The organism is Burkholderiales bacterium, assembly GCA_035543335.1.
Taxonomy (GTDB): domain Bacteria; phylum Pseudomonadota; class Gammaproteobacteria; order Burkholderiales; family JAHFRG01; genus JAHFRG01.
In genome coordinates this window covers 190,012-213,805 of the sequence record DASZZH010000028.1, presented here as the reverse complement: position 1 = coordinate 213,805, position 23,794 = coordinate 190,012, and the positions used below count along the sequence as shown (strand labels likewise).

The window sequence follows — 23,794 nt, the reverse complement described above, 5'->3', positions numbered from 1 at the left end:
GGGGTGCGGGAGCGGCAGCATGGGCGGCCCATCGAACGGCGCCTCTTGCGGCAGCTTGCGCCCCTGCCCGCACCACGCTGCGCGAGACCGAGTCCGGGGTGCCCGTGCGCATGGCGTTGTTGTTCGTCGCTGGTTTGGCCTTCACCAAACGGCGCTCCTCACGCCTCGCCCTGCACCCGGATTGCAACACCGTCGCAACCGCGTAGGACTTAATCAGAGGTTCCTTCAAGTTCCCAAGCAGTCTTGGTAATTCCATCACGCTCCGGATATTCATGTTGACATAGGAAGGGGCCTTGAGTGAAGTGCTGACCCATATGGTTTTCATGCCGAGCTTCTTCGCCGTTTTGAGGTTTTCCAACATATCGTCAATCATCACGCAACGCTGCAGGCGTGCCCCGGTTCTGCTGCACAAACGCAGAAAACCGTGCGGCTTGGGTTTCGGCTGGTAGCGGGCATGCTCGATGGAAAACACATTATGAAACAAATGCCCGATTTTCATGGCTTTCAGCACCGCCTTGGCATAATGCGCCGGCGAGTTGGAAAAAACCAGTTTTCTTCCGGGCAGCCGTTTCAGCATTTTGCTCAATCCCGGCTGCGTGAGCAACATCCGCCCCAGGTCCGTGAATTGATGCGTATGATGGAGAAAATGCCGGGGGTCGGTGGCGTGATGCCGCATCAAGCCCTGGATGGTGGCGCCGTACTTGCGCCAATAATGCTGGCGCAGCGCGTGCGCATCCTGCTCATCGAGATTGAGATGGGTCTGCAGATACGCGGTCATGGCGCGGTTGATGTGCGGGAAAATATGCGGGTTGGCGTTGTGCAGGGTGTTGTCAAGGTCGAACACCCAAACCAAGCCGCGCTGCCGGCTCATGCCACGCTCAACGCGTGCCGGAGCGAATCAGCGTGCCCACGCCTTCATCGGTAAGGATTTCGAGCAGCAGCGCGTGCTCGACCCGGCCGTCGATGATATGGCAGGTCTTGACGCCGTTCCTTACCGCTTCCAGCGCGCAGTTCACTTTCGGCAGCATGCCGCCGGAAATCGTGCCGTCTTCAATCAAGACATTTACCTTGGATGCATTAAGCCCGGTCAGCACCTTGCCGGCTTTGTCCAGCACCCCGGGCGTGTTGGTAAGCAGAATCAACTTCTCCGCCTTCAGCGTCTCGGCGATTTTGCCCGCGACCAGATCGGCATTGATATTGTAGGACTCGCCTTTGTCGCCCACGCCTATCGGCGCAATCACCGGAATGAAATCCTGGCTGTCGAGCAGCGAAACAATCTGCGGGTCGACACCCACCACTTCGCCGACGTGGCCGACATCGAGCCATTCGTCCTGCTTTTCCTTGCTTTTGATCTTCATCTTGCGCGCGCGGATGAAATCGCCGTCCTTGCCGGTAATGCCGATCGCCTTGCCGCCATGCTGGTTTATCAAGCTCACAATCTGCTTGTTGACTTGGCCGCCCAGCACCATTTCCACCACGTCCATGGTTTCGCGGTCGGTGACCCGCATGCCCTGTACGAATTCGCTCTGCTTGCCGACCCGCTTGAGCAAATCGTTGATGTGCGGCCCGCCGCCGTGCACCACCACCGGATTGATGCCGACCAGTTTCAGCAGCACCACGTCGCTGGCGAAGCCGTGCTTTAACGCTTCCTCGGTCATGGCACTGCCGCCGTACTTGATGACGACGGTCTTGCCGTGGAAGCGCTGGATGTAAGGCAGCGCCTCGGCGAGAATGCCGGCCTTCTGCCTGGCGGTAATCGGGTTCAGGGACATTGTTTTCGGTCCGGGCTGCAAAGTGCGCTATTTTACACTCTGCAACCTTAAAACAAAAAAGGCGGCGCGAGGCCGCCTTTTGCTAAGGAACCTCTGATTAAATCCTTCGTGAGCCGCGTTGCTGGCGAGAAGGCCGTCAGATGCAAGGCGCGCGACGAAGTCCATAGTGAAGGCTACGGACAAGGAGCGCAACGCCGCAGATGCGGCCTTGGTCGCCGCAACTTTTCGTGACGGGGCTTTGCGGGCGGTCTGCTTTGTCGCGCTCCTTGCGAAGGGGGGTCAACCATTCGCTGCGTCGTGCTTCGCGCATCCCATCCCGCAAAGCCGCCGTCGCGGCCACGCGGGATTTAATCAGAGGTTCCGTAACCTCGTGTTACTGGATGGACAGCCGTTTCGCGGAAGCCTGCGCTTTTTTCGGGAGCTTCAGTTCCAGCACCCCGTCGGCGTATTTGGCCTGCGCCGCGGTTTCGTCTACGTCGCCGGCCAGCGCGAAGCTGCGCGAAAACTTACCATGGTAACGTTCGCTCCGCAGCACTTTCGCGCCGTCTTTTACTTCGTGCTCTTTCTTCACTTCGGCGCTGATGGACACCTGGTTACCATTAATAGACACGTTGATGTCTTCTTTTTTCACGCCGGGCACTTCGGCCTGCACCGTGTAGGCGTTATCATCCTCGGCCACATCGACTTTCATCTGCAGTTGCGACGGTCCTTCAAAGCTCACCGGCCGCACGAAAAAACCCTTCAACAGATCGCCGAACATCTCGTCGAACGGGTCATAACGCGTAATATTTGCCATAGTCAAATACCTCCATTTAGAACAGGGTTGGGGCGGCGCTTCCTTGCGCCGCCTTGCCTTTTATATGGGTCGCAATCCCGTCTTTTCAAGTACCCGGTTTTCGTCCCGTTCCGGCACACAACCGCCCTTGTATTTCTTGGCGGAAACGTCTAAATTGGCCGCTTACCCTTTCAAGCGGGTTTCGGCACAACATGAACGGTCAAACAACAAAACTAGACCCTGCCGCCGCCGGGGCGTTCGAAGAATACCGTCCGTACTTGCTGCGCTACGCCCTGCTGCAACTGCGCGACAACACGCTCGCCGAGGACGCGGTGCAGGAAACCCTGCTGGCGGCGCTGGAAAGCCGGTCCGCTTTTTCCGGCAGGTCCTCGACCAAAACCTGGCTCACCGGAATCCTCAAGCACAAAATCATCGACCTCTTCCGCAAACAGGCAAAAGAAACGAGCACGCAAGTCAGTCTCGAGGCCGAGCTGCAAAGTGAGAACGATTTCGATACATTGTTTAATCAAGGGGGCGCATGGAACACGCCGCCGCAAGAGTGGGCAGATCCGCTTAAAAGCCTGGAAAACAAAAAATTCTGGGAAATATTCGAGGTCTGCGCCAAGCTGATGCCGGTCAACATCGCCAAGGCCTTCGTGATGCGCGAGTTTCTGGGTTTGAGCACCGAGGAAATCTGTAAGGACATGCAAATCACGGCGACCAATTGCTGGGTGATGCTGTACCGAGCTCGCATGAGTCTGAGACTCTGCCTGGAACACAACTGGTTCGGCGGCCGTTTTGAGGAGAGATGATGCTGCCCTGCAAGGAAGTGACAAGACTGGTATCGCAATCCCTTGACCGCCGCCTGGGTCTGATGGAACGGGTCGGGCTGTATCTGCATTTCAGGATTTGCGACGGCTGCCGGCGCTTCCGTGAGCAGATGGCCTTCATCCGCCACGCCTGCCGCAGTTACGTGGAAGACAGGTAAACCTGAATCTTTTGCCCGTGCGCGCATCCAAGCATCAGACAAAAGCGCACAGGTTGTAAACGCTTTTAACTCAAGATGACCCTGAACGGGCGTCGTTTTTTAATCCTTTAAACATGGAGAACGTCATGAACAAAACTGCTTTAACCGTTGCTCTGGGCGCCGCGTTTGCGGCTTCCCTCGCCGTCGTCCCCGCGGCCAAGTCCGCAGGCAACCCCTTCGCCATGGATTCGCTGAAGAACGGCTACCAAGTCGCCGGCGATGACAAGAAAGCCGACGGCAAATGCGGCGAAGGCAAGTACGGGGCGACCAAGGGCATGTCTAAGGCAGACCGGGAAGCCAACGCCAAGATGATGCAAGAAGGCAAATGCGGTGAAGGCAAGTGCGGCGCCAAGAATCTCAAAGAGGGCAAATGCGGCGAAGGCAAGTGCGGCGCCAGCAAAAAGTAAGCTGTCTCTAAAACCTCCAATGAACATCCCCGCCCTTTACGGCGCGGGACTGGGCCTGAGGCGGGAGTTGATTGACCCGCTTAAGGCCTTTGTGCCTCCGGCCATCCGGTTTTTCGAAATCGCTCCGGAAAACTGGATGGAAATCGGCGGCGCATCCAGCCGCGACCTGCGCCATTTCACCGAGCGCTACCCCTTCGTCTGCCACGGACTTTCGCTTTCGCTCGGCGGGCCTGCCCCGCTCGATGAAGTGTTTCTTAAGCGCGTCAAAAGCTTTCTGCGCGAGCATCGCATCAGGCTCTACACCGAGCACTTAAGCTTCTGCAGCGACAACGGGCACATGTACGACTTGATGCCGATTCCGTTCACCGAAGAGGCGGTGCGCTATGTAGGCGGGCGCATCCGGCACACGCAGGAAATTCTGGAAAGACAAATCGCGGTGGAAAACGCTTCGTTCTACCTCGCGCCGGCGATCAACGAAATGACCGAGCTTGAATTCGTCCGGGCCGTACTCGAAGAAGCCGACTGCCTGTTGCATCTCGATGTCAATAACGTATACGTCAACAGCGTGAACCACCGTTACGACCCGCTGCATTTCATACAATCGCTGCCCGCGGAGCGCATCGTTTACCTGCACATCGCAGGTCATTACAACGAGGCGGAGGACCTGATCGTGGACACCCACGGCGCCGATGTCATTGACCTCGTGTGGGCACTCCTCGATAAAACCTACCAGATTTTCGGCGTGCGCCCGACACTGCTTGAGCGCGACTTCAACATCCCGCCGCTATCCAAACTCGCCGCCGAAGTGAAACACATCGCCGCGCTGCAGGCGAAGTGGGAAAAGAAACATGCCCGCGCCAAGACCGCCTGAACTTCCCGCATTTCAGCAATACCAGTTCCAGTTCACGCGCCACATCCGCGATCCCCGGCACAATCCGCGGCCGGCGGGAACGGAAGTGCGGCGCATGAAAATATACAACGAGCTGCTTTACAACAATCTGGAAAGTTTTCTGCTCGCCTGCTTTCCGGTCACGCGCAAAATTCTGGGGCTGAGCAAATGGGGTAAACTCGTGCGCGAGTTTTTCGCCACTCACCGCTGCCGCACGCCGCTGTTCCGGCAGATTCCCGAGGAATTCGTGCAGTATTTGCAGCAGGAGCGCAGGGCTCGCCAGCAAGACCCGCCGTATCTGGTTCATCTTGCGCATTACGAATGGGTGGAGCTGGCGCTGGATGTCTCCAACAAGGAAGCCGGGCACCTTAAAATCAATCCCGACGGCGATTTACTGAAAGGGAAACTCGCGCTCAATCCGGTGCTGCTTCTGCTGCATTATCCATACGCCGTGCACCGCATCGGCCCTGAATACCATCCGCGCAAAAAGCAGCCCACTGATCTTCTGGTGTTCCGCAACCTCGAATACAGAGTGCGCTTCATCTTGCTGAATCCCGTGAGCGCCAGGCTGGTGCATTTACTTCAAAACGGTCGCATCACCGGCAAGGCAGCGATTGAGCAAATCATCAAGGAACTGCGGTACTCCGAGCCCGATGTGGTGATGGCGGGCGGGCTTCAAATCCTGAAAAATCTCCATCGGGAACAGGCTATCCTCGGCACCTGGAAATAGCCGCACGCCGCATTCATGGGGGGCCGGCGCGCACCTCCGCCCGCACTTCCGTTTCCAGCCTGCTTTGATTGGCGCGTTGCACGGTGAGGCGCAGCAGCACTCTATCGCCGGGCTTGAGCGGAGTTTTCAGATCAAGCAGCATCAGGTGCAGCCCGCCCGGTTCGAGCTTGACCGGTTTATTTGCCGGCAGATCGAGGTCTTGCAGCTGCCGCATTTTCATGATGCCGCCTTCCATGCGCATCGAATGGATTTCCACGCTCCCTGCAACCGGGCTTGAGGCGGCGATTAATTTGGCTGGCACGGCGCTCGTGATTTGCAGATAAGCGCCCGCCACTTGCTGGCCGGGAGCCGTCGTTCGCACCCAGGCCTGCACCACATCCACCTCGCCAGCGGCAGTCGTGCCAACCCAACACATGCTCCAGACTGCGGATTGGAAGATTTTCAGCACGATGTTTCTGATGCAACTCACGATGGCCTCAACAGACTAACACAAGGAACCTCTGATTGAATCCCGCGCGTGCGCGACGGTATGCAATCCGGGTGCAGGGCGAGGCGTGAGGAGCGCCGTTTGGTGGAAGCCAAACCAGCGACGAACAACAAAGCCATGCGCACGGATTGCTCCGTCCCTTTGGGTTGCGGCGACTAGGCGGCCATCTGCGGTGTTGCTCGGGCTTGCGTTACTACTCAGTAGCGCTGCGCCCTCGCGTCTAGCATCGGGCCGCCCCTCGCCCGCAACGCGCTACGCGCGGGATTCAATCAGAGGTTCCTTTAGTATATAATTTTACTTTTTATTTCAAATCAAAAAATGAGACCGCTGCTAATTCTTTTATTATTTCCGTCGTTTCTTTACGCCCAGCAACTGCCTGTACCGCAGGCGCCTCCCGTCGCCGCGAAGTCCTATCTACTAACTGATTTTTACAGCAGGCAGGTGCTGGTAAGGCAAAACGTCAACGAGCGCATCGAGCCGGCTTCGCTCACCAAACTCATGACCGCCTATCTTACTTTCACTGCGCTCAAGCAGAAGCAAATCACGCTGAGCCAGATCCTGCCGGTCTCCACCCGCGCCTGGCGCGCCGAGGGCTCGCGCATGTTCATCGAGCCGAACCGGCCGGTGACGGTGGATGAGCTGATACACGGCATGATCGTGCAATCTGGCAACGACGCTTGCATCGCGCTCGCCGAAGGCATTGCCGGCAGCGAAGACGTGTTCGCGCAAATGATGAACCGCGAAGCGCAGCGCCTGGGCATGAAGAACACGCATTTCATGAACTCGACCGGCTTGCCGCACCAGCAGCATTATTCCACCGCGCATGACCTGTCCCTGCTCGCCGCGGCTATCATTCGCGACTTTCCCGAATATTATCCGCTCTATTCGATCAAGGAATATAAGTACAACAACATTTCGCAGCCCAACCGCAACCGGCTGCTGTGGACCGACCCTTACGTGGACGGCGTGAAGACCGGTTATACCGAAAACGCGGGCTATTGCCTGATATCCACCGCGAAGCGCGGCAAGCGGCGGCTGATTTCGGTGGTGCTGGGCACCTCCTCCGACAGCGTGCGCGCGACCGAGAGCCAGAAGCTTTTGAACTATGGCTTCCAGTTTTACGATACCCTGCATCTGTACCAGAAAGGCCAGGCGGTCACTTCGTTCCCAGTCTGGAAAGGCGCGGAGAATTCAGTAAAGGCCGGATTTTCCGATGATGTCTATTTAAGCCTGCCCAAGGGACAAGCGGAACGCCTGAAGGCCACCATGGAAAACCGGCAACCGCTGATCGCGCCGATCAGCGCCGGACAGAATGTCGGCGTGGTCAAACTAACCCTGGACGGCAAACCCGTAGCAGAGTACCCGGTGGTTGCGCTGGAGAGTATCGGCCTGGCGAATATTCTCGGCCGCGGCTGGGATACCCTGAGGTTGCTTTTCAATTGAGCAGGCAAATCGTTTATTTGAACGGCAAGTTCCTGCCCCCGGAGGAGGCGCGGATTCCGGTGCTCGACCGCGGCTTCATCTTCGGTGACGGCGTATATGAGGTCATTCCCGCTTATTCGCGCATCCCGTTCCGCCTCAAGCAGCACTTGCTGCGCCTGCAGACGAGCCTCGGCGCCATCCGCCTCGCAAACCCGCACAGCGATGCCGAATGGACCCGACTCATCGGCGAACTGATTGCGCAAAACCAGGGCGAAGATCAGTACCTTTACCTGCATGTCACGCGCGGGCCGGCAAAGCGCGACCACGCTTTCCCCAAGCAGGTTCACCCCACCGTGTTCATGATGAGCACGCCGCTCATCACCCCGCCTCCGGAACTTTTGAAAACCGGAGTGGCGGCCATTACCGCGCAGGACAATCGCTGGCTGCGCTGCGACATCAAGGCGATTTCGCTTCTGCCCAATGTTCTGCTCAGGCAAATGGCGGCGGATGCCGGCGCAGCGGAAACCATTTTACTGCGCGACGGTTTTCTCACCGAGGGCGCGGCGAGCAATATCCTGGTGGTGAAAGACAATCTGCTGCTTGCGCCGCCGAAAAATCATTTGATGCTGGCTGGCATCACCTACGACGTGGTGCTGGAACTCGCCGCCGCAAACAATATTCCGCATGAAGTCAGGGTGGTTTCCGAAAACGAAGTGCGCAGCGCGCAGGAATTATGGATGACTTCTTCGACCCGGGAAGTGCTGGCCATTACCACACTCGACGGCAAACCGGTGGGCGACGGCAAGCCGGGGGAACACTTCTGGCGCATGCACGGGTTGTACCAGCGGTACAAGGAAACCGTGATGCGCAAAGCCGAAGCACCGGCCATCTGAATAAAAATGGGCCTCGAGCCTTCTCTCATTGAGTATCCATGTGACTTTCCCATCAAAATCATGGGTAGAAGCCAGGCCGGTTTTGCGCAAGCGGTGATGGAAATCGTGCTGCGCCATGCGCCGGACTTCGACCCCGCGAGCCTCGAAATGAAACCCAGCAAAAAAGGCAAATACCTGAGCCTCACCTGTGTCATTCAAGCCCAGTCCCGCGAACAGCTGGACGACCTCTATCGCGAATTGTGCGATCACCCGATGGTCGTGATGGTCTTATAAACGTAAGGAGTAAGGCGTGAGGAGTAAGGCGTTACCAGACAGGGGTGAGAACGAAATTAAAAACCCCTTACCTCTTATCCCTTGCTCCTCACCGGACGTCAAGCGCTTAGGCCCGGTTGAATATCTCACCGCCTGGCAGGCAATGCAGGATTTCACGAGACAGCGCGATGCCAATACGCCGGATGAAATATGGCTGATGCAGCATCCGCCGGTTTACACCGTGGGTTTGAACGGCAGGTCCGAACATTTGCCGAAGCGCACCACCATTCCAGTCATTAAAACCGACCGCGGCGGACAGATTACCTATCACGGTCCGGGGCAGCTTGTCACTTATCCGCTGCTCGACATGCGCAGGCTGAAACTGGGCGTGCGCCCGCTGGTGAGAAGCTTGGAACAGTCCGTGATAGACTTGCTGCATGATTACGGCATCGAAGCGCAAAACCGGGCGGACGCGCCGGGTGTGTACGTCAGCGGCGCGAAAATCGCCGCGCTGGGGTTGAGAATCAAAAACGGCTGCTGTTACCACGGCCTGGCGCTCAACGTGGACATGGATCTGACACCGTTTCACGCGATCAACCCCTGCGGTCATCCCGGCTTGCAGGTCACGCAACTGCACGATCTCGGCATTGCCGACTCACCCGATCAGGTGGGCAATAAACTTATTCAAAAACTCCTGCATCAGCTTGAGAATACATGAGTTCGGTTTCCGAAGAGCGCAAGCAAAAGGGCGAAGCCAAGACGGCGCGTATACCCGTCAAAATCGTGCCTATGGCGCGGCTGAAAAAACCGGACTGGATCCGCGTGAAAGCGGCAAGCGGCGCGCGCTTTTACGAAATCAAGCGCATCCTGCGCGAGCATAATTTGCACACCGTCTGCGAAGAAGCATCCTGCCCCAACATCGGAGAATGCTTCGGCAAGGGCACGGCGACTTTCATGATTCTGGGAGACCTGTGCACGCGCCGTTGCCCGTTTTGTGACGTGGCGCACGGCAAGCCGCTTCCGCCCGACCAAGACGAGCCGATGCATCTGGCCCAAACCATCTCCGCGTTGAAACTCAATTATGTGGTGATTACCAGCGTGGATCGCGACGATTTGCGCGACGGCGGCGCGCAGCATTTCGCCGATTGCCTCCGCTGCGTGCGTGAAAAATCACCTCATACGCGAATCGAAATACTGGTGCCGGACTTTCGCGGCCGCCTTGAAATTGCCTTGGATATCTTAAGCGCCTGTCCGCCGGATGTGATGAATCACAACCTGGAAACCGTGCCGCGGCTTTACAAGCAGGCGCGCCCCGGCGCGGATTACCACAATTCGCTAAGACTATTAAAAGAATTCAAGGCGCGCCATCCCGAACTTCCAACCAAGTCGGGACTGATGCTGGGGCTGGGCGAAACCGATGAGGAAATTCTCGAAGTGATGCGCGATTTGCGTGAGCATAACGTGGGCATGCTGACGCTGGGCCAGTATCTCCAACCCTCCGCGCACCATCTGCCGGTGCAGCGCTACGCAGAGCCGGTGTTATTTAATCAGTTTGAACAATTGGCTTCGGAAATGGGTTTCTTGCACGCCGCGTGTGGACCGTTGGTGCGTTCCAGCTATCACGCTGACCAACAAGCGCACGAAGCCGGAATCGCCGCGGCGTAACTATAATTTTCAAACCCCAGGTTCGAGCCCTGGTCGGGGAGGCGTGGTTGTTTCTGGCTAACTCCTGATCTGCGCCAGGTATCTGTCCATCTCGCGACGGTAAAACAGATAACCCAGTTCCGGGGCGGGCGCGCCGAGCTTTCCCGCCACCGACGTGACCTGGCCGCGGTGATGGATCAATTGCAGCATCAAGTGAGTCAGCAAATCGCGCGCCCAGAATGAGGCCGCACGGCCCTCACCCGTCCGATAACTGACCTGCTGCGCAAAAAAATCTTCCGGCCTGGTTTCCAGCCAGCGCTGCAAATCGCGCAGCTCCTGGCGGAATGCGCGTTTCAGCTCGCGCCAGTCGGGATGGAGCAGTTGGTTGAAAGGCAGTTCGTTCGGCTGTGCCTTAAGGCGGCCGAACCAGACACGGGTCAGTACCAGCATGTGGTCCACGGTGTTGTGGATGCTTTCGAACAGCGTGCCCTGCTGGCTCTTGCGCACATTGTCGTCGAAGCGGTCGAGCATAATGAATATTTGCTCGTTGGCCCAGTGCTGATAGTCAACCTAGTAGATGAAGTGCTGCTTCCAACCGATCATGATGAAACCCCATCGAAACTGCGGATTTTGCCTTTATACTTTTCACGGCTCGTTTCCGCTGCTCACATACTATTCGGCTCCGCTGCTCAACTTCGCCGTTCCTCGTCTAAAGTCAAACTTCTTGTTTCGCTGAGGTCTCATGTGGCCCGCAATTCTTTTTCCAGCAGAAGATGGAGTTTGGCGAAATCAGGTTCGCCGAGGATGCGTTTGATGATGTTGCCGCGCTTGTCGATAACAAAGGTGGTGGGCGTGAGCTTCACATCGCCAAACGCCTGAGCAATACCCCCCTGCACATCCAGCGCCACTTTGAAGGGCAGCGCATTTTTCTCGGTGTAGTTCACCACGTAATTCGGCGGATCATAGCTCATCGCCACGGCGATGGTCTCCAGCCCCTGCGCCTGGAACTTGCGGTAGGTGTCCACCATCTGCGGCATTTCGCGGATGCAGCCGACGCAACTGGTGGCCCAGAAATTCACCAGCACCACCTTGCCGCGCAGGCTCCCCATCGGGATTTTCTCGCCTTTCAGCGAAGTAAACGTCACTTGCGGCGCGGGCGAGTTTTGGGTCACGGCCTGCGCGAACAGCACCGCCAACAGCGCGCCCAGCACCAGCAAAATCAGGAAGCGCCTGTTTTTAAGCGTATTCATGGCTCTCATCGATTTCCTCGAGGGTGATTATTGTGTGACTTTTTCTCGTTCTTGTCATCAGACACTAATGTGCTTTTTCCCAATTGAGCCCGGTTCCCACATCGACCACCAACGGCACATTCAGTTTGGCCACGCCACACATGAGCTTTGGCAACTCGGTTTTTAGCAACTCGAGTTCGTCATCCGGCACTTCCAGCACCAGCTCGTCGTGCACTTGCATGATGAGCTTGGCTTTGAGCCGCTTTTGCTTAAGCCACCCATGCACTGCGATCATGGCAAGTTTAATAAGATCCGCAGCAGTACCCTGCATCGGCGCGTTGATCGCCGCGCGCTCCGCCCCCTGCCGGCGCGTGCCGTTCGAGCTTTTGATGTCGGGAAGCCAAAGCCTTCTGCCAAGCACGGTTTCCACAAAGCCCTGTTGTTTGGCAAGTTCGCGGGTGCGCTGCATGTATTCGGCCACGCCCGGATATCTCGCGAAATAGCGCTCCATGTAAAGCTGCGCCGCCGAGCGCTCAATGCCCAACTGGCTCGCTAAACCGAACGCCGACATGCCGTAAATCAGGCCGAAATTTATCACCTTGGCATAGCGCCTCTGTTCCGGCCCGACTTCGGCCGGCGGGATGCCGAAAATCTCCGAAGCAGTGGCGCGGTGGATGTCCTGGCCTTCGGCAAAAGCCCTGAGCAGGCTCTTGTCCCCTGAGAGGTGCGCTATGATGCGAAGTTCAATCTGCGAATAATCGGCGGAAATAATCCGCTGCCCGGGCGGCGCGATGAACGCTTCGCGGATGCGCCGCCCTTCCTGCGTGCGCACCGGTATATTCTGCAAATTCGGATCATTGCTGGCGAGCCTCCCGGTCACCGCCACCGCCTGCGCATAATTGGTGTGGACGCGGCCGGTTTGCGGATTAACCATGCGCGGCAGTTTGTCGGTGTAAGTGGATTTGAGCTTGGCCAAGCCGCGATAGTCGAGTATCAGCTTGGGCAGCGGATAATTCAGCGCCAGCTCCTGCAGCACGTCTTCATCGGTGGAAGGCTGGCCGCCCGGAGTTTTTTTCACCACCGGCAGCTTCTGGCGCTCGAATAAAATTTCCTGGATTTGCTTGGGCGAATTGAGATTGAACGGCTGGCCGGCTGCCTGGTGCACTTGGTTTTCAAGCTCGAGCATGCGGCTCCCCAGCTCGCAGCTCTGCTCGTCCAGCAGCTTGACGTCCAGCAACACTCCGTTTCTCTCCATGCTGAACAGCACTTCCAGAAGCGGCATTTCGATGCGCCGGTAAATATCTTCGAGCCTGGAATCCGCGGCGATCCGGGGATACAAGGCCTGATGCAACTGCAAAGTGACGTCGGCGTCTTCGGCGGCATATTCGGCGGCGCGATCAATCGCCACCTGGTCGAAGCCGATGCGGTTGGCGCCCTTGCCCGTAACCTCGTCATAGGTGATGGTTTTCACGCCGAGATGGCGTTCCGCCAGATTGTCCATGTCGTGGGGCTGGTGGCTTTCCAGGATATAGGATTCGAGCAGCGTATCGTGCGCGATGCCGTTCAAGGCCGCGCCGTGATTGGCGAAAATGTGCTTGTCGTATTTGAGATTCTGTCCAAGTTTGGGCTTGCCCGCATCTTCCAGCCAGGGCGTGAGCCGCTCTAAAACCCGCCCGGAATCAAGCTGCTCCGGCGCGCCGGAATAACGGTGGGCGAGCGGAATATAAGCAGCTCGATTTGCCTCCACTGAAAACGATATCCCTACAAGTTTGTCCTGCATCGGGTCAAGGCCGGTGGTTTCGGTATCCACCGCCACCAATTGCGCCGCGTGAATACGCTTCAGCCATTTTTCCAGTTGTGCTTCGGTCAGAATGGTTTCGTATGTTCTGGGTTGAGTGTTGAGCGTTGAGGGTTGAGGGTTTGATTCACCACTTCTCGAACTCTGAACTCTCAACTCTGAACCCTGAACTTTCTTTTCCAGCCCCTTACTCTCCCTAAGCCAGCTCTTGAATTCAAAACGCTCAAACAGCTCGTTGAGTTTCGCCGCATCCTGCGGTTGCGGCGCAAGGTCGGGAAGAGCAACCGGCAAATCCACATCGCATTTGACGGTAAGGAGCTGGCGCGCCTGCGGCAGCCAATCGAGCGACTTGCGCAGGTTTTCGCCCACCACGCCTGGAATTTCATTGGCGTGCGTTATCAGATTATCGAGTGTCTGGTACTGCGAGAGCCACTTCACCGCGGTTTTCGGCCCGACCTTGTCCACGCCCGGAACATTGTCCACGCTGTCGCCGATCAGCGTCAGATAATCCACCATGCGCGCAGGCGCCACGCTGAATTTGGCCAATACGCCCTGCTCATCCAGTTTTTCATTGCTCATGGTGTTGACGAGCATGACATACGGATTGACGAGCTGCGCAAGGTCCTTGTCGCCGGTGGAGACGATGCTGTTGACGCCTTCGCGCGCGGCCATGGTGACGAGTGTGCCGATAACATCGTCCGCTTCCACGCCTTCGATGATCAAAAGCGGCCAGCCGAGCGCGCGAATGCATTCATGCAATGGGGCGATTTGCGCAGCGAGGTCGTCCGGCATCGCCGGCCGGTTGGCTTTGTATTCGGGGTACCAGTCCTCGCGGAAGGTCTTGCCTTTTGCGTCGAACACGCAGGCGCTATAATCCGCCTTGTAGTCGCTGCGCAACCGGCGCAGCATGTTGAGGACACCGTAAATCGCACCGGTGGGCTCGTCCCGGCGGTTGCGCAAATCCTGCGGTGCCAGCGCGTGAAAGGCGCGGTAGAGATACGACGAGCCGTCAACCAGCAGCAGCGTTTTCCGCCCATTGTCCGCGTTCGTGGCGTTTTTCATTTCCTCCCGCCTCGCATGTTGACGTGGTTACGATTCGAATTCACTGAACAGGCTTCCAAAATGACGCATTCAGACAAGCTGCAGAAATTAATAGCCCCCGAAATGCTCGAGAAATCGTGGTCGGCGCGCGAATCCTGGCGCGTATTCGAGATTATGGCAGAATTTGTGGAAGCGACGGAACGCCTGAGCGCGATCCGCCCCGCGGTAAGCATTTTCGGCAGCGCGCGCACGCCGCAGGACCACCCTTATTACAAGCTTGCCGAACAAATCGCTCGGCAACTGTCGGACGCCGGCTTTGCCGTGATTTCCGGCGGGGGTCCCGGCATCATGGATGCGGCGAACAAAGGGGCATTCCACGGCAAAAGCCCGAGCGTGGGTCTGAACATTCAGCTGCCTCTCGAGCAGCACAGCAACGTCTATCAGGACATCAGCCAGACCTTCCGCCATTTCTTCGCGCGCAAGGTGATGTTCGTGAAATTCGCGAGTGCCTGGGTGGTCATGCCCGGAGGTTTCGGCACGCTGGATGAATTAATGGAAGCGCTGACGCTGGTGCAAACCGGCAAAACGCGCAAAATTCCCATTATCCTGGTGCACGAGCCGTTCTGGCGCGGCATGCTGGATTGGTTCAAGCAAACGCTGATTGCGGAAAACATGATCGACGCCGAAGACATGCATCTCATCAAGGTCATCAATGAGCCGAAAGCGGTGGTCGACGCGATTTTTGACCATTATGAGAAACGCGGCTTCGAGCCTTCTGCTCAGGAACTCGAAATCCAGCTCAACCTTTAGGGAACCTCTAAACAAGCCCACACGCATGCGCGTTGCTGGCAAAATGCGGATGGATGCGAGACGCGCGACGCAGCCCATATTTAATCGTATGGGCAAGGAGCGCAACGACGCAGACGCTGCATTTTGCCGCAACCCGGAGGGACGGGGCTTGTTTAGAGGTTCCCACGGTCTAATGATAAACTAACGCCCTCTGACGTCCCGGGCAAACCACCCATAAAGGACCGCATGCGCCTCGTTACCGCCGCTTTGCTTTGCCTTGCGCTATCCGCGTTTGCGCAGGCCCCGCAACGGCCCAGGGATTTGCAACCCTTGCCCGAGGCTCCGCCGCCTCCGCTGCCGGTCGATTCCCCGCTCGAGCCGCAGGTAACCATCATCAAGCGCGGCCAGGAGACCATCGAGGAATACCGGATGCACGGGCGGCTGTACATGATCAAGGTAACGCCCTCGCACGGGGTGCCCTATTACTTGTTGGATGAGTCCGGCCAAGGCAAGTTTGTCCGGCACGACGACCTCGATAACCCGGTCAAAGTGCCGATGTGGTTGTTGCTGGAATTTTGATCCGGCCGCCGGCATAAATCCCTTTGCAGCCGCGGGATGGATACTGCGGCCGATAACAACACATGTCCGTCTTCACCACCGTCACCCGCGAGCAGCTTGCCGCGTGGCTCAGGAATTATTCGCTGGGCATGCTCACGGATTTGCGCGGCATCGCCGCCGGGATTGATAACACCAATTATTTTGTCGACACCACCCACGGCCGCTACGTGCTGACGCTGTTCGAGAAGCTCAAAACCGAGGAACTGCCCTATTATCTGAATTTAATGTCGCACCTGGCGAGCCACGGCATTCCCTGCCCCGATCCCATCGCCAATCTGGTAAACAGTTTTTTGGGGGAATTAAACGGCAAACCAGCGTGCCTGGTGAGCTGCCTCCAGGGGGTGGACCTGAAACAACCCTCGCCCGAACACTGCGCCGAAGTGGGCGAACTCTTGGCCGGCATGCACCTCGCCGGGCGGACCTATCCGGACAAAATGGAAAACCCGCGCGGTACCCACTGGTGGAACACCATCGCGCCGCAAATCATGCCTTTCCTCTCGCAAGAGGAGGCCGATCTGCTGAAAGCTGAGTTGAGCTACCAGTCGCTTTATCGCTACCATGATCTGCCGCGCGGCGTAATCCATGCCGATTTGTTTCGCGACAACGTGCTGTTCCACAACGACGCGGTGAGCGGCGTGATTGATTTCTATTTCGCCTGCAACGACGTGCTGCTCTATGACGTGGCAATTGCCGTCAACGACTGGTGCATCACGCAAAATTATAAACTGGACGCCGGGCGCACTCGCGCTTTCCTCTCCGTCTACCACTCCACCCGGCCGTTTAGCGCAGCCGAACGCGAGGCCTGGCCGGTGATGCTGCGCGCGGGCGCTCTGCGCTTCTGGGTCTCGCGCCTGCAGGACTTGCATCTGCCGCGGCCGGGCGAGCTCACCCATGCCAAGGACCCCAATCATTTCATGAAATTATTGAGGCAGCACGCAAGCGGCCAATCCGGGATTATCTGGCTTTAAATCTTGCCCAAACCGGTGTAAGTTAAAGCTCTGGCAACTGGTCGGCGAGGCATATCATGGAACCACATCAAGTGGCGGTGAAACAGGGGTGGCAATGGCTGGTTGATGGCTTTGCTTTGTTCAGGAAAAATCCTTTGATTTGGGTTGTCCTGTGCGCCATCCTCGTCGCAATTTCTTACGTATTGATTAAAATTCCCTTTCTCGGGATGGTGTTGAATTTAATCCTGCCCGTGCTGGTGGGCGGCCTGATGCTGGGCTGCCAATCCCTGCAAAATGGCGGGGAACTGGAGATTGCCCACCTTTTTGCCTGTTTCCGCAAAAATCCGAGCAGCCTGATTGCGCTTGGCGGCGTCAACTTGGTCGGGATAATTTTAATTGCATTTGTAGTGGTGCTGATCGGAGGCCAAGCCCTAGATGCGGTATTGGCGGGTGACCAAGGTAACTTGGATATGGCGGTCCTCACAACTTACGGAAACCAGATATTGCTGGCTCTGCTTGTAGGGCTGGCGCTATACGTGCCATTAGCCATGGCGCTATGGCTTTCACCCGTATTGGTGGCGCTTCGTGACACGAAGGCAATGGTTGCCCTGAAATTGAGCTTTATTGCCTGTCTGAAAAATATCCTGCCTTTCCTGGTTTACGGTGTTATTGTATTTATTTTACAAGTCATCATAGCGCTGTTGCTGGGGATAATGAATATTTCTTTCAGCTCGCGGTTTATGATTGCGCTCGTTGTAATGCTGCCGGTGCTTATCCCTACGCTCTACATAAGCTATAAAGATATTTTTTCTGATAATTCAATCCAGACCAAAACCTGATTAAGCCGGGGTCAGTTTGGCGTATTCCAGCATCAGCCATTTCACACCGGCCTTGTGGAAATTGACTTGGACGCGGGCGTCCGTCCCGCTGCCTTCGGCGTTGACGATGACGCCTGCGCCGAATTTCGGATGCAGCACCGTTCGGCCGATGCGCCACGGCAGCGAAGGTTGAGCGTTGTGTGTTGAGTGTTGAGTGTGAGAGGCCGCTGCGCTTTTGCTTTTAACACTGAACACTGAACTCTGAACACTCAACCCTGCATTCACGCGCTTTATCAGGTTTTCAGGAATTTCCTGCAAGAAACGCGAGGTGATGTTGTAGCGGGTTTGTCCGTGCAGCATCCGGCTTTGCGCATAGCTTAAATACAGTCTTCTCCGCGCGCGGGTGAGCGCCACATACATCAGGCGCCGCTCTTCTTCCAGCCCGCCGTCTTCCGTCAGGCTTTGCTCGTGTGGAAACAATCCCTCTTCCAGTCCGCTGATGAACACGCTGTGGAACTCCAGGCCTTTCGCGGAATGCGCGGTCATGAGTTGCAGCGCCTCCGCGCCCTCTCCCGCCTGGTGCTCGCCCGATTCCAGCGCGGCAAAAGCCAAGAAACTCACGAGCGAATTTTCCATTTCCTCATCGTTTTCATTAAGAAACGCTACCACCGCATTAATCAGTTCGTCGAGGTTTTCCAGCCGGTCCTGCCCGTCTTTCTGGCTTTGGTAATGCGCTTTCAACCCGCTTGCCTCAATCACGAGCTCGATGACTTCCGGAAGCGGCAACCCGGCACAGCTTGAATGCAGTGACTCAATCAATGCAACAAAGCCTTCGATGCCTTTTGCTTTTGCTGATCGTTGACCACTGGCTGCTGGATGCCGCATGACCGCTTGCCACAGGCTGCTTTTGTTTTGCGCCGCTTCCTCCTGCAATTGCTCAAGACTGCGGCTGCCGATGCCGCGCAGCGGGAAGTTAATCACTCTGAGCAGTGCACTGTCGTCATCGGGGTTGGCAACCAGGCGCAGATAGGCGAGCGCGTGCTTGATTTCCTGGCGCTCGAAAAAGCGCAGGCCGCCGTATACGCGGTAGGAAATCGAAGCGGAAAACAGCGCGTGCTCCAAAACCCGCGACTGGGCGTTGGAGCGATACAGCACCGCGATGTCTGAAAGCTTGACCCCTTCGGCGGCAAGCGCTTTCACCTCGTCGACGATAAAGCCCGCCTCCTCCAGATCCGTCGCCGCTTCGTAGAAGCGGAGCGGCTCGCCGCCCCCTTCCACCGTCCACAAATTCTTGCCAAGACGCGTGCGGTTGTGGCGGATCAGTGCGTTCGCCGCATCCAGAATATTGCCATGCGAGCGGTAGTTCTGCTCAAGCTTTATGACCTTGGCCGCGCCGAAGTCCTGCTCGAAACCCAACATGTTCGCGGCACTGGCGCCGCGGAAGGCGTAAATGGATTGGTCGTCGTCGCCCACCGCGAATACCGAATTGGTTTTGCCGGCGAGCGACCGCAACCACAGATATTGCAGGCTGTTGGTGTCCTGGAATTCATCCACCAGAATATGCTGGAAGCGGCCTTGATAATGTTCGCGCAGGATTTCGTTGCGCAGCAGCAGCTCATACGAGCGCAGCAGCAGCTCGGCAAAATCCACCACGCCCTCGCGGTTGCACTGCTCGTCGTAAGCCGCGTAAAGCGCGTTGAGCTTCCTCGAGAAATCGTCAAACGCCTCCACCTGCGGCGCACGCAAGCCCTTTTCCTTGTTGTCGTTGATGAAATATTGCAGCCGCTTTGGCGGATATTTTTCATCATCCACGTTGAGGGATTTCATCAGCCGCTTGATCAGTGCCAGCTGGTCGGCGCTGTCCATGATTTGAAACAGCTGCGGCAGTCCCGCTTCACGGTAATGTGCGCGCAGCATGCGGTTGCACAGGCCATGAAAGGTGCCGACCCAAATGCCGCGGGTGTTGATGGGGAGCATCGCGGAGATGCGCGCGAGCATCTCTTTCGCCGCTTTGTTGGTGAAAGTCACGGCGAGGACGCTCATCGGGCCGGCTTGTCCGGTCTGAATCAGCCAGGCGGCGCGCGTGGTGAGCACGCGGGTTTTGCCGCTGCCCGCGCCGGCGAGAATCAGCGCCGATTGCTTGGGCAGGGTGACCGCTTCGAGCTGCCGGGGGTTTAATCCGGAGAGAATGGACATGATTCAATGCTGGTTTTCAAACCGGCATTATAAGTCATACCCCTCGTGCAATCAGCTGCGCTTTTTCTTTTCCATCAAGTCAAGAATGAGCGGCGTGAGGACCAGCTGCATCGCCAGACCCATTTTGCCGCCGGGCACGACGATGCAATTGGGCCGTGACATGAAAGAGTCGTGGATCATCGTCAGCAGATAGGGAAAATCAATCCCCTTGGGGTTGCGGAAGCGGATCACCACGAAGCTTTCGTCCGCGGTCGGGATGTCGCGCGCGATGAACGGATTGGAGGTGTCCACCGTCGGCACGCGCTGGAAATTGATGTGGGTGCGCGAAAACTGCGGCACGATGTAATGCACGTAATCATGCATGCGCCGCAGGATGGTCTGGGTCACCGCCTCGATGGAATAACCTCGATCCTGCATGTCGCGGTGGATTTTCTGTACCCACTCCAGGTTGACGATGGGCACCACGCCGATCAGCAAATCGGCGTATTTCGCCACGTTCGCGGTCGGCGTCACCGCACCGCCGTGCAGCCCTTCGTAAAACAGCAAGTCGCTGTCTTCCGCAATCGGCTCCCATGGGGTGAAGGTGCCGGGCTTTCGCTGGTACAGCGCGGCTTCCTCTTCGTTGTGCAGGTAGCGGCGGGTTTTCCCGGTGCCGGTCTCGCCGTACTGACGGAACAGGCCTTCGAGCTCCTCGAACAGATTCGCTTCCGGGCCGAAATGGCTGATGGGACGTTGACCGTTTTTCTCGCCCTTGGCGATTTCCCGCTTCATCCCCTCGCGGTCATAGCGGTGAAAACTGTCGCCTTCCACGACCACCGCATTGATTTTTTCGCGGCGGAAGATGTGGTCGAAGCTGAGGGTGACCGAGCTGGTGCCCGCTCCCGACGAGCCGGTGACCGCTACAACCGGATGCTGGCGTGACATTAAGCTGTCGCTCCCTTAAGTTGTTCGAATTCCCGCGAAAATGGTACAACGAAAAAGCATAAACCATAGTTATATTTTTTTATTGTTACGATAAGGATTGTTTAGGTGCCGGCGGAAGGCGGCAGCCCGGCTGGAAATCAGCGGGATATCGAGGGTTGTTCCGCGCCCAGCTGCCCCTTGAGTTTTGCCGTCAGCGCTTGCGCCTCAATCCGGCTCGGCAGGTGAGTGATGCGCAAGCGCTGCTGGCCTTCAATCATTACCGGCTGAATACGCACCGCGTAGCCGTTAAAGAGCAGCGTCGGCTTCATGGTTTCTCCTTAACCCCGAATTTCCAGATGGTATCAGGTATAATTCTTAAGTTTTTTATAGTTTTTATAACAAGGATTCATTCGCTTATGCAAGCGCAGTACCGGCCTGAAGAAATCGAGCGGCAAGCGCGAGGATATTGGGAATCGCGCAAGGCGTTCCGCGCACTGGAACATCCGGGCAAAGCCAAATATTACTGCCTCTCCATGTTTCCCTATCCTTCGGGGAAGCTGCACATGGGGCATGTGCGCAACTATACCATCGGCGATGTGCTCACCCGATTCTATCGCATGAAAGGCTACAACGTGCTGCAGCCGATGGGCTGGGATGCGTTCGGGCTGCCCGCGGAAAACGCAGCGATGTCCAATAATGTCCCGCCAGCCAAGTGGACCCGCGACAACATCGCCTACATGAAAAAGCAGCTCCAGTCGCTGGGCTTTGCCATCGATTGGGAGCGCGAGTTCGCCACCTGCGAACCGGAATACTACCGCTGGAACCAGTGGCTGTTCCTGCGCCTGCTGGAAAAAGGGTTGGCCTATAAAAAAACCGGGGTAGTCAACTGGGATCCTGTCGATCAGACCGTGCTCGCCAACGAACAGGTAATCGACGGCCGCGGCTGGCGCACCGGCGCCTTGGTGGAAAAGCGTGAAATCCCGATGTATTACCTGAAAATCACCGCCTACGCCGACGAATTGCTGGAAGCCTTGGAAAAGCTGCCCGGCTGGCCGGACAGGGTAAAAACCATGCAGGCCAACTGGATCGGCAAAAGCTTTGGCGTCAATTTCGGCTTTCCCTACGAACTCGACGGCGAGAAAAAATTGCTGCGTGTCTTCACCACCCGCGCCGACACCATCATGGGCGTGACTTTCTGCACTGTGGCGGCCGAGCATCCGCTCGCAACAAGGCTTGCACGTGACAACCCCAAGCTCGCTGCGTTCGTAGACGAATGCAGGCGCGGCAGCGTAATCGAAGCCGAACTCGCGATGATGGAAAAAGAAGGCATGCCCACCGGATTCTATGTCACCCACCCGCTCACCAGCGAAAAAATCGAGGTGTGGGTGGGCAACTACGTGCTGATGGGCTATGGCGAAGGCGCGGTGATGGCGGTACCCGCGCACGATGAGCGCGATTTTGCTTTTGCCAAAAAATATCATCTTCCAATCAAACCGGTGATTGATGTTGGCGGCAAACCGTATTCGCTTGATGCCTGGCAGCCGTGGTACGCCGATTACGGCGTGTGCGTGAATTCCGGCAAATACAATGGTCTCGATTATCAGCGGGCGGTCGACGCCATCGCCGCCGACCTGAAAAAAATGGGACTGGGCGAGAAGCAGGTCACCTACCGCCTGCGCGATTGGGGCATTTCGCGCCAGCGCTACTGGGGCTGCCCGATTCCGATGATTCACTGCGATTCCTGCGGCGACGTGCCGGTGCCGGATGAGCAATTGCCGGTCGTTTTGCCGGAAAACCTGGTGCCCGATGGCACCGGCAATCCGCTCGCCAAGACGCCTTCGTTTTACGAATGCTTCTGCCCTCGATGCGGCAAGAAAGCCAGCCGCGAGACCGATACCATGGACACGTTCGTGGATTCGTCGTGGTATTTCCTGCGCTATGCCTGCGCCGACCAGAATAGAGCGATGGTGGACGAGCGTGCTTCCTACTGGTTGCCGGTGGACCAGTACATCGGCGGCATCGAGCATGCCATCCTGCATCTGCTCTATTCGCGCTTCTGGACCAAGGTCATGCGCGATGTAGGGCTCGTCAAAATCGACGAGCCGTTCAACAATTTGCTCACCCAGGGCATGGTGCTGAATAAAATTTTCTTCCGCAAGAATGCAAGCGGCCGCATTACTTATTACAATCCGGCCGATGTGGAAATCATCATGGACGACAAATGCCGGCGGGCGGGCGCCAAGCTTATGGCGGATGGCGAGGCGGTGGAATCGGGCGGCATCGGCACTATGTCGAAATCGAAGAACAACGGCGTTGATCCGCAAGCGCTGATTAAAGAATACGGCGCCGACACGGCGCGGCTGTTCATGATGTTCGCTTCGCCACCCGAGCAGACGCTGGAGTGGTCAGACAGTGGCGTCGAAGGCGCGTCGCGCTTTCTCAAGCGACTGTGGACGTTCGCGCACCATTGGGAACCAGTAATCTTCGGGGAATCGAAGCGGAGGAGTGGCGATTTCACCCGCTATGAATATCCGACCAATATCGCCAACACCAATCCAACACTTGCCGCGCTTCGCAGAGAGATTCACGCGGCGCTGAAACAGGCCAGCTTCGACATGGAGCGCAAACAATTCAACACGGTTTCGTCCGCAGCAATGAAGATGCTTAACTCACTCCAAGAAGGCACGTTGGGAGTCGATTCCATCACCGAGGCTGCTGCTGCAGCCGGCGTCTTTCAGCTTGCGCTACACGAGACGATGAGCATACTGCTGCGCGTTCTGAATCCCATCACACCACACATCGCCCACATTTTGTGGCGTGAACTCGGTTATTCAGGGGATATCCTCACAGCACCTTGGCCCACTGTTGACGAGTCGGCATTGATCGAGGACGAGATTGAACTCGTGCTACAGGTTAACGGAAAGCTGCGCGGCAACATGCGTGTGCCCCGCGATTCCGCGCGCGACGCCATCGAGCAACTGGCGGTATCCCACCCCAGTGTGCAAAAATACGTGGTCGGTCAACCCATCAAAAAAGTGGTGGTCGTACCGGGACGGCTGGTCAACGTGGTAGTTTAGGGATTAGAGGTCAGGGATTAGAGATTAAAATCCACATAAAAGTACGGGTTTCAGGTTTAAACTGATCCCTAACCCCTAAG

General features: G+C 57.0%; 24 protein-coding genes and 1 pseudogene. 15 read left to right on the top strand and 10 right to left on the bottom strand.

What is annotated here, in order from left to right; genetic code table 11:
• From VHE58_08405 to VHE58_08395, 3 genes are all read right to left on the bottom strand, one after another.
• Positions 1-871 (bottom strand): pyrimidine 5'-nucleotidase (locus VHE58_08405; protein ID HVS27301.1); only part of this gene is annotated, 871 nt, incomplete at its 3' end.
• 7 nt (positions 872-878) lie between these two features.
• Entirely contained in the window at positions 879-1,772 is an 894-nt protein-coding gene (gene argB, locus VHE58_08400) for an acetylglutamate kinase (GenBank protein ID HVS27300.1), read from the bottom strand.
• A 373-nt stretch (positions 1,773-2,145) separates the two neighbouring features.
• On the bottom strand, positions 2,146-2,568 hold the full coding sequence (locus VHE58_08395) for an Hsp20/alpha crystallin family protein (GenBank protein HVS27299.1): 423 nt from the start codon (positions 2,566-2,568) through the stop codon (positions 2,146-2,148).
• Positions 2,569-2,759: 191 nt separating this feature from the next.
• Here VHE58_08395 and VHE58_08390 point away from each other — a divergent pair, with 191 nt between their 5' ends.
• The 5 genes from VHE58_08390 to VHE58_08370 all read left to right on the top strand — a co-directional run bounded on the left by VHE58_08390 (position 2,760) and on the right by VHE58_08370 (position 5,600).
• Positions 2,760-3,359 (top strand): sigma-70 family RNA polymerase sigma factor, encoded by a 600-nt coding sequence (locus tag VHE58_08390; GenBank protein HVS27298.1) that lies wholly within the window; start codon positions 2,760-2,762, stop codon positions 3,357-3,359.
• Entirely contained in the window at positions 3,359-3,535 is a 177-nt protein-coding gene (locus tag VHE58_08385; protein HVS27297.1) for a zf-HC2 domain-containing protein, read from the top strand. The genes VHE58_08390 and VHE58_08385 overlap by 1 nt, the downstream gene beginning before the upstream one ends.
• A 125-nt stretch (positions 3,536-3,660) precedes the next feature.
• The gene (locus VHE58_08380) at positions 3,661-3,981 is read left to right on the top strand and encodes a hypothetical protein (protein ID HVS27296.1); all 321 of its coding nucleotides are present in this window, start codon (positions 3,661-3,663) and stop codon (positions 3,979-3,981) included.
• A gap of 19 nt (positions 3,982-4,000) precedes the next feature.
• Entirely contained in the window at positions 4,001-4,852 is an 852-nt protein-coding gene (locus VHE58_08375; protein HVS27295.1) for a DUF692 domain-containing protein, read from the top strand.
• Positions 4,830-5,600, top strand: a complete 771-nt coding sequence (locus VHE58_08370) for a putative DNA-binding domain-containing protein (GenBank protein HVS27294.1) — start codon at positions 4,830-4,832, stop codon at positions 5,598-5,600. The genes VHE58_08375 and VHE58_08370 overlap by 23 nt, the downstream gene beginning before the upstream one ends.
• Positions 5,601-5,613: 13 nt before the next feature.
• Here VHE58_08370 and VHE58_08365 read toward each other — a convergent pair whose 3' ends face one another.
• Positions 5,614-6,069 (bottom strand): copper chaperone PCu(A)C, encoded by a 456-nt coding sequence (locus VHE58_08365; protein HVS27293.1) that lies wholly within the window; start codon positions 6,067-6,069, stop codon positions 5,614-5,616.
• Positions 6,070-6,405: 336 nt separating this feature from the next.
• On the opposite strand from VHE58_08365, the gene VHE58_08360 reads away from it, so the two are divergent.
• The 5 genes from VHE58_08360 (at position 6,406) to lipA (ending at position 10,319) form a co-directional block, all read left to right on the top strand.
• A complete protein-coding gene (locus tag VHE58_08360; GenBank protein ID HVS27292.1) occupies positions 6,406-7,530 on the top strand; it encodes a D-alanyl-D-alanine carboxypeptidase family protein in 1,125 nt (374 codons plus the stop codon).
• A complete protein-coding gene (locus VHE58_08355) occupies positions 7,527-8,402 on the top strand; it encodes a D-amino acid aminotransferase (GenBank protein HVS27291.1) in 876 nt (291 codons plus the stop codon). The genes VHE58_08360 and VHE58_08355 overlap by 4 nt, the downstream gene beginning before the upstream one ends.
• A gap of 6 nt (positions 8,403-8,408) precedes the next feature.
• Positions 8,409-8,675, top strand: coding sequence for a DUF493 domain-containing protein (locus VHE58_08350; GenBank protein ID HVS27290.1), 267 nt, complete (start codon positions 8,409-8,411; stop codon positions 8,673-8,675).
• 142 nt (positions 8,676-8,817) lie between these two features.
• The gene (gene lipB, locus VHE58_08345) at positions 8,818-9,372 is read left to right on the top strand and encodes a lipoyl(octanoyl) transferase LipB (GenBank protein ID HVS27289.1); all 555 of its coding nucleotides are present in this window, start codon (positions 8,818-8,820) and stop codon (positions 9,370-9,372) included.
• Positions 9,369-10,319, top strand: coding sequence for a lipoyl synthase (gene lipA / locus VHE58_08340; protein HVS27288.1), 951 nt, complete (start codon positions 9,369-9,371; stop codon positions 10,317-10,319). Before lipB ends, lipA begins: the two co-directional genes overlap by 4 nt.
• A 57-nt stretch (positions 10,320-10,376) precedes the next feature.
• Here lipA and VHE58_08335 read toward each other — a convergent pair.
• From VHE58_08335 to polA, 3 genes and pseudogenes are all read right to left on the bottom strand, one after another.
• Positions 10,377-10,853: pseudogene (locus tag VHE58_08335) on the bottom strand (DinB family protein).
• A gap of 185 nt (positions 10,854-11,038) precedes the next feature.
• Positions 11,039-11,548 (bottom strand): TlpA disulfide reductase family protein, encoded by a 510-nt coding sequence (locus VHE58_08330; GenBank protein ID HVS27287.1) that lies wholly within the window; start codon positions 11,546-11,548, stop codon positions 11,039-11,041.
• Positions 11,549-11,612: 64 nt separating this feature from the next.
• Positions 11,613-14,387, bottom strand: coding sequence for a DNA polymerase I (gene polA, locus VHE58_08325; protein HVS27286.1), 2,775 nt, complete (start codon positions 14,385-14,387; stop codon positions 11,613-11,615).
• A 102-nt stretch (positions 14,388-14,489) separates the two neighbouring features.
• On the opposite strand from polA, the gene VHE58_08320 reads away from it, so the two are divergent.
• From VHE58_08320 to VHE58_08305, 4 genes are all read left to right on the top strand, one after another.
• On the top strand, positions 14,490-15,176 hold the full coding sequence (locus VHE58_08320; GenBank protein HVS27285.1) for a TIGR00730 family Rossman fold protein: 687 nt from the start codon (positions 14,490-14,492) through the stop codon (positions 15,174-15,176).
• A 225-nt stretch (positions 15,177-15,401) separates the two neighbouring features.
• On the top strand, positions 15,402-15,734 hold the full coding sequence (locus VHE58_08315; protein ID HVS27284.1) for a DUF2782 domain-containing protein: 333 nt from the start codon (positions 15,402-15,404) through the stop codon (positions 15,732-15,734).
• A gap of 62 nt (positions 15,735-15,796) precedes the next feature.
• On the top strand, positions 15,797-16,741 hold the full coding sequence (locus VHE58_08310; protein ID HVS27283.1) for a homoserine kinase: 945 nt from the start codon (positions 15,797-15,799) through the stop codon (positions 16,739-16,741).
• Between the two features lie 56 nt (positions 16,742-16,797).
• Positions 16,798-17,559 carry a BPSS1780 family membrane protein gene (locus tag VHE58_08305; protein ID HVS27282.1) on the top strand — a complete coding sequence of 254 codons (762 nt, stop codon included), beginning with the start codon at positions 16,798-16,800 and terminating at the stop codon, positions 17,557-17,559.
• Here the strand turns inward: VHE58_08305 and uvrD are convergent, their stop codons facing one another.
• From uvrD to VHE58_08290, 3 genes are all read right to left on the bottom strand, one after another.
• On the bottom strand, positions 17,560-19,737 hold the full coding sequence (gene uvrD, locus VHE58_08300; GenBank protein ID HVS27281.1) for a DNA helicase II: 2,178 nt from the start codon (positions 19,735-19,737) through the stop codon (positions 17,560-17,562). It abuts the gene before it with no gap.
• 48 nt (positions 19,738-19,785) lie between these two features.
• On the bottom strand, positions 19,786-20,658 hold the full coding sequence (locus tag VHE58_08295) for a phosphoribulokinase (GenBank protein HVS27280.1): 873 nt from the start codon (positions 20,656-20,658) through the stop codon (positions 19,786-19,788).
• Between the two features lie 137 nt (positions 20,659-20,795).
• The gene (locus VHE58_08290) at positions 20,796-20,966 is read right to left on the bottom strand and encodes a hypothetical protein (protein ID HVS27279.1); all 171 of its coding nucleotides are present in this window, start codon (positions 20,964-20,966) and stop codon (positions 20,796-20,798) included.
• Positions 20,967-21,053: 87 nt separating this feature from the next.
• Here VHE58_08290 and leuS point away from each other — a divergent pair, with 87 nt between their 5' ends.
• Positions 21,054-23,714 (top strand): leucine--tRNA ligase, encoded by a 2,661-nt coding sequence (gene leuS, locus VHE58_08285; protein HVS27278.1) that lies wholly within the window; start codon positions 21,054-21,056, stop codon positions 23,712-23,714.
• Positions 23,715-23,794 lie beyond the last annotated feature (80 nt).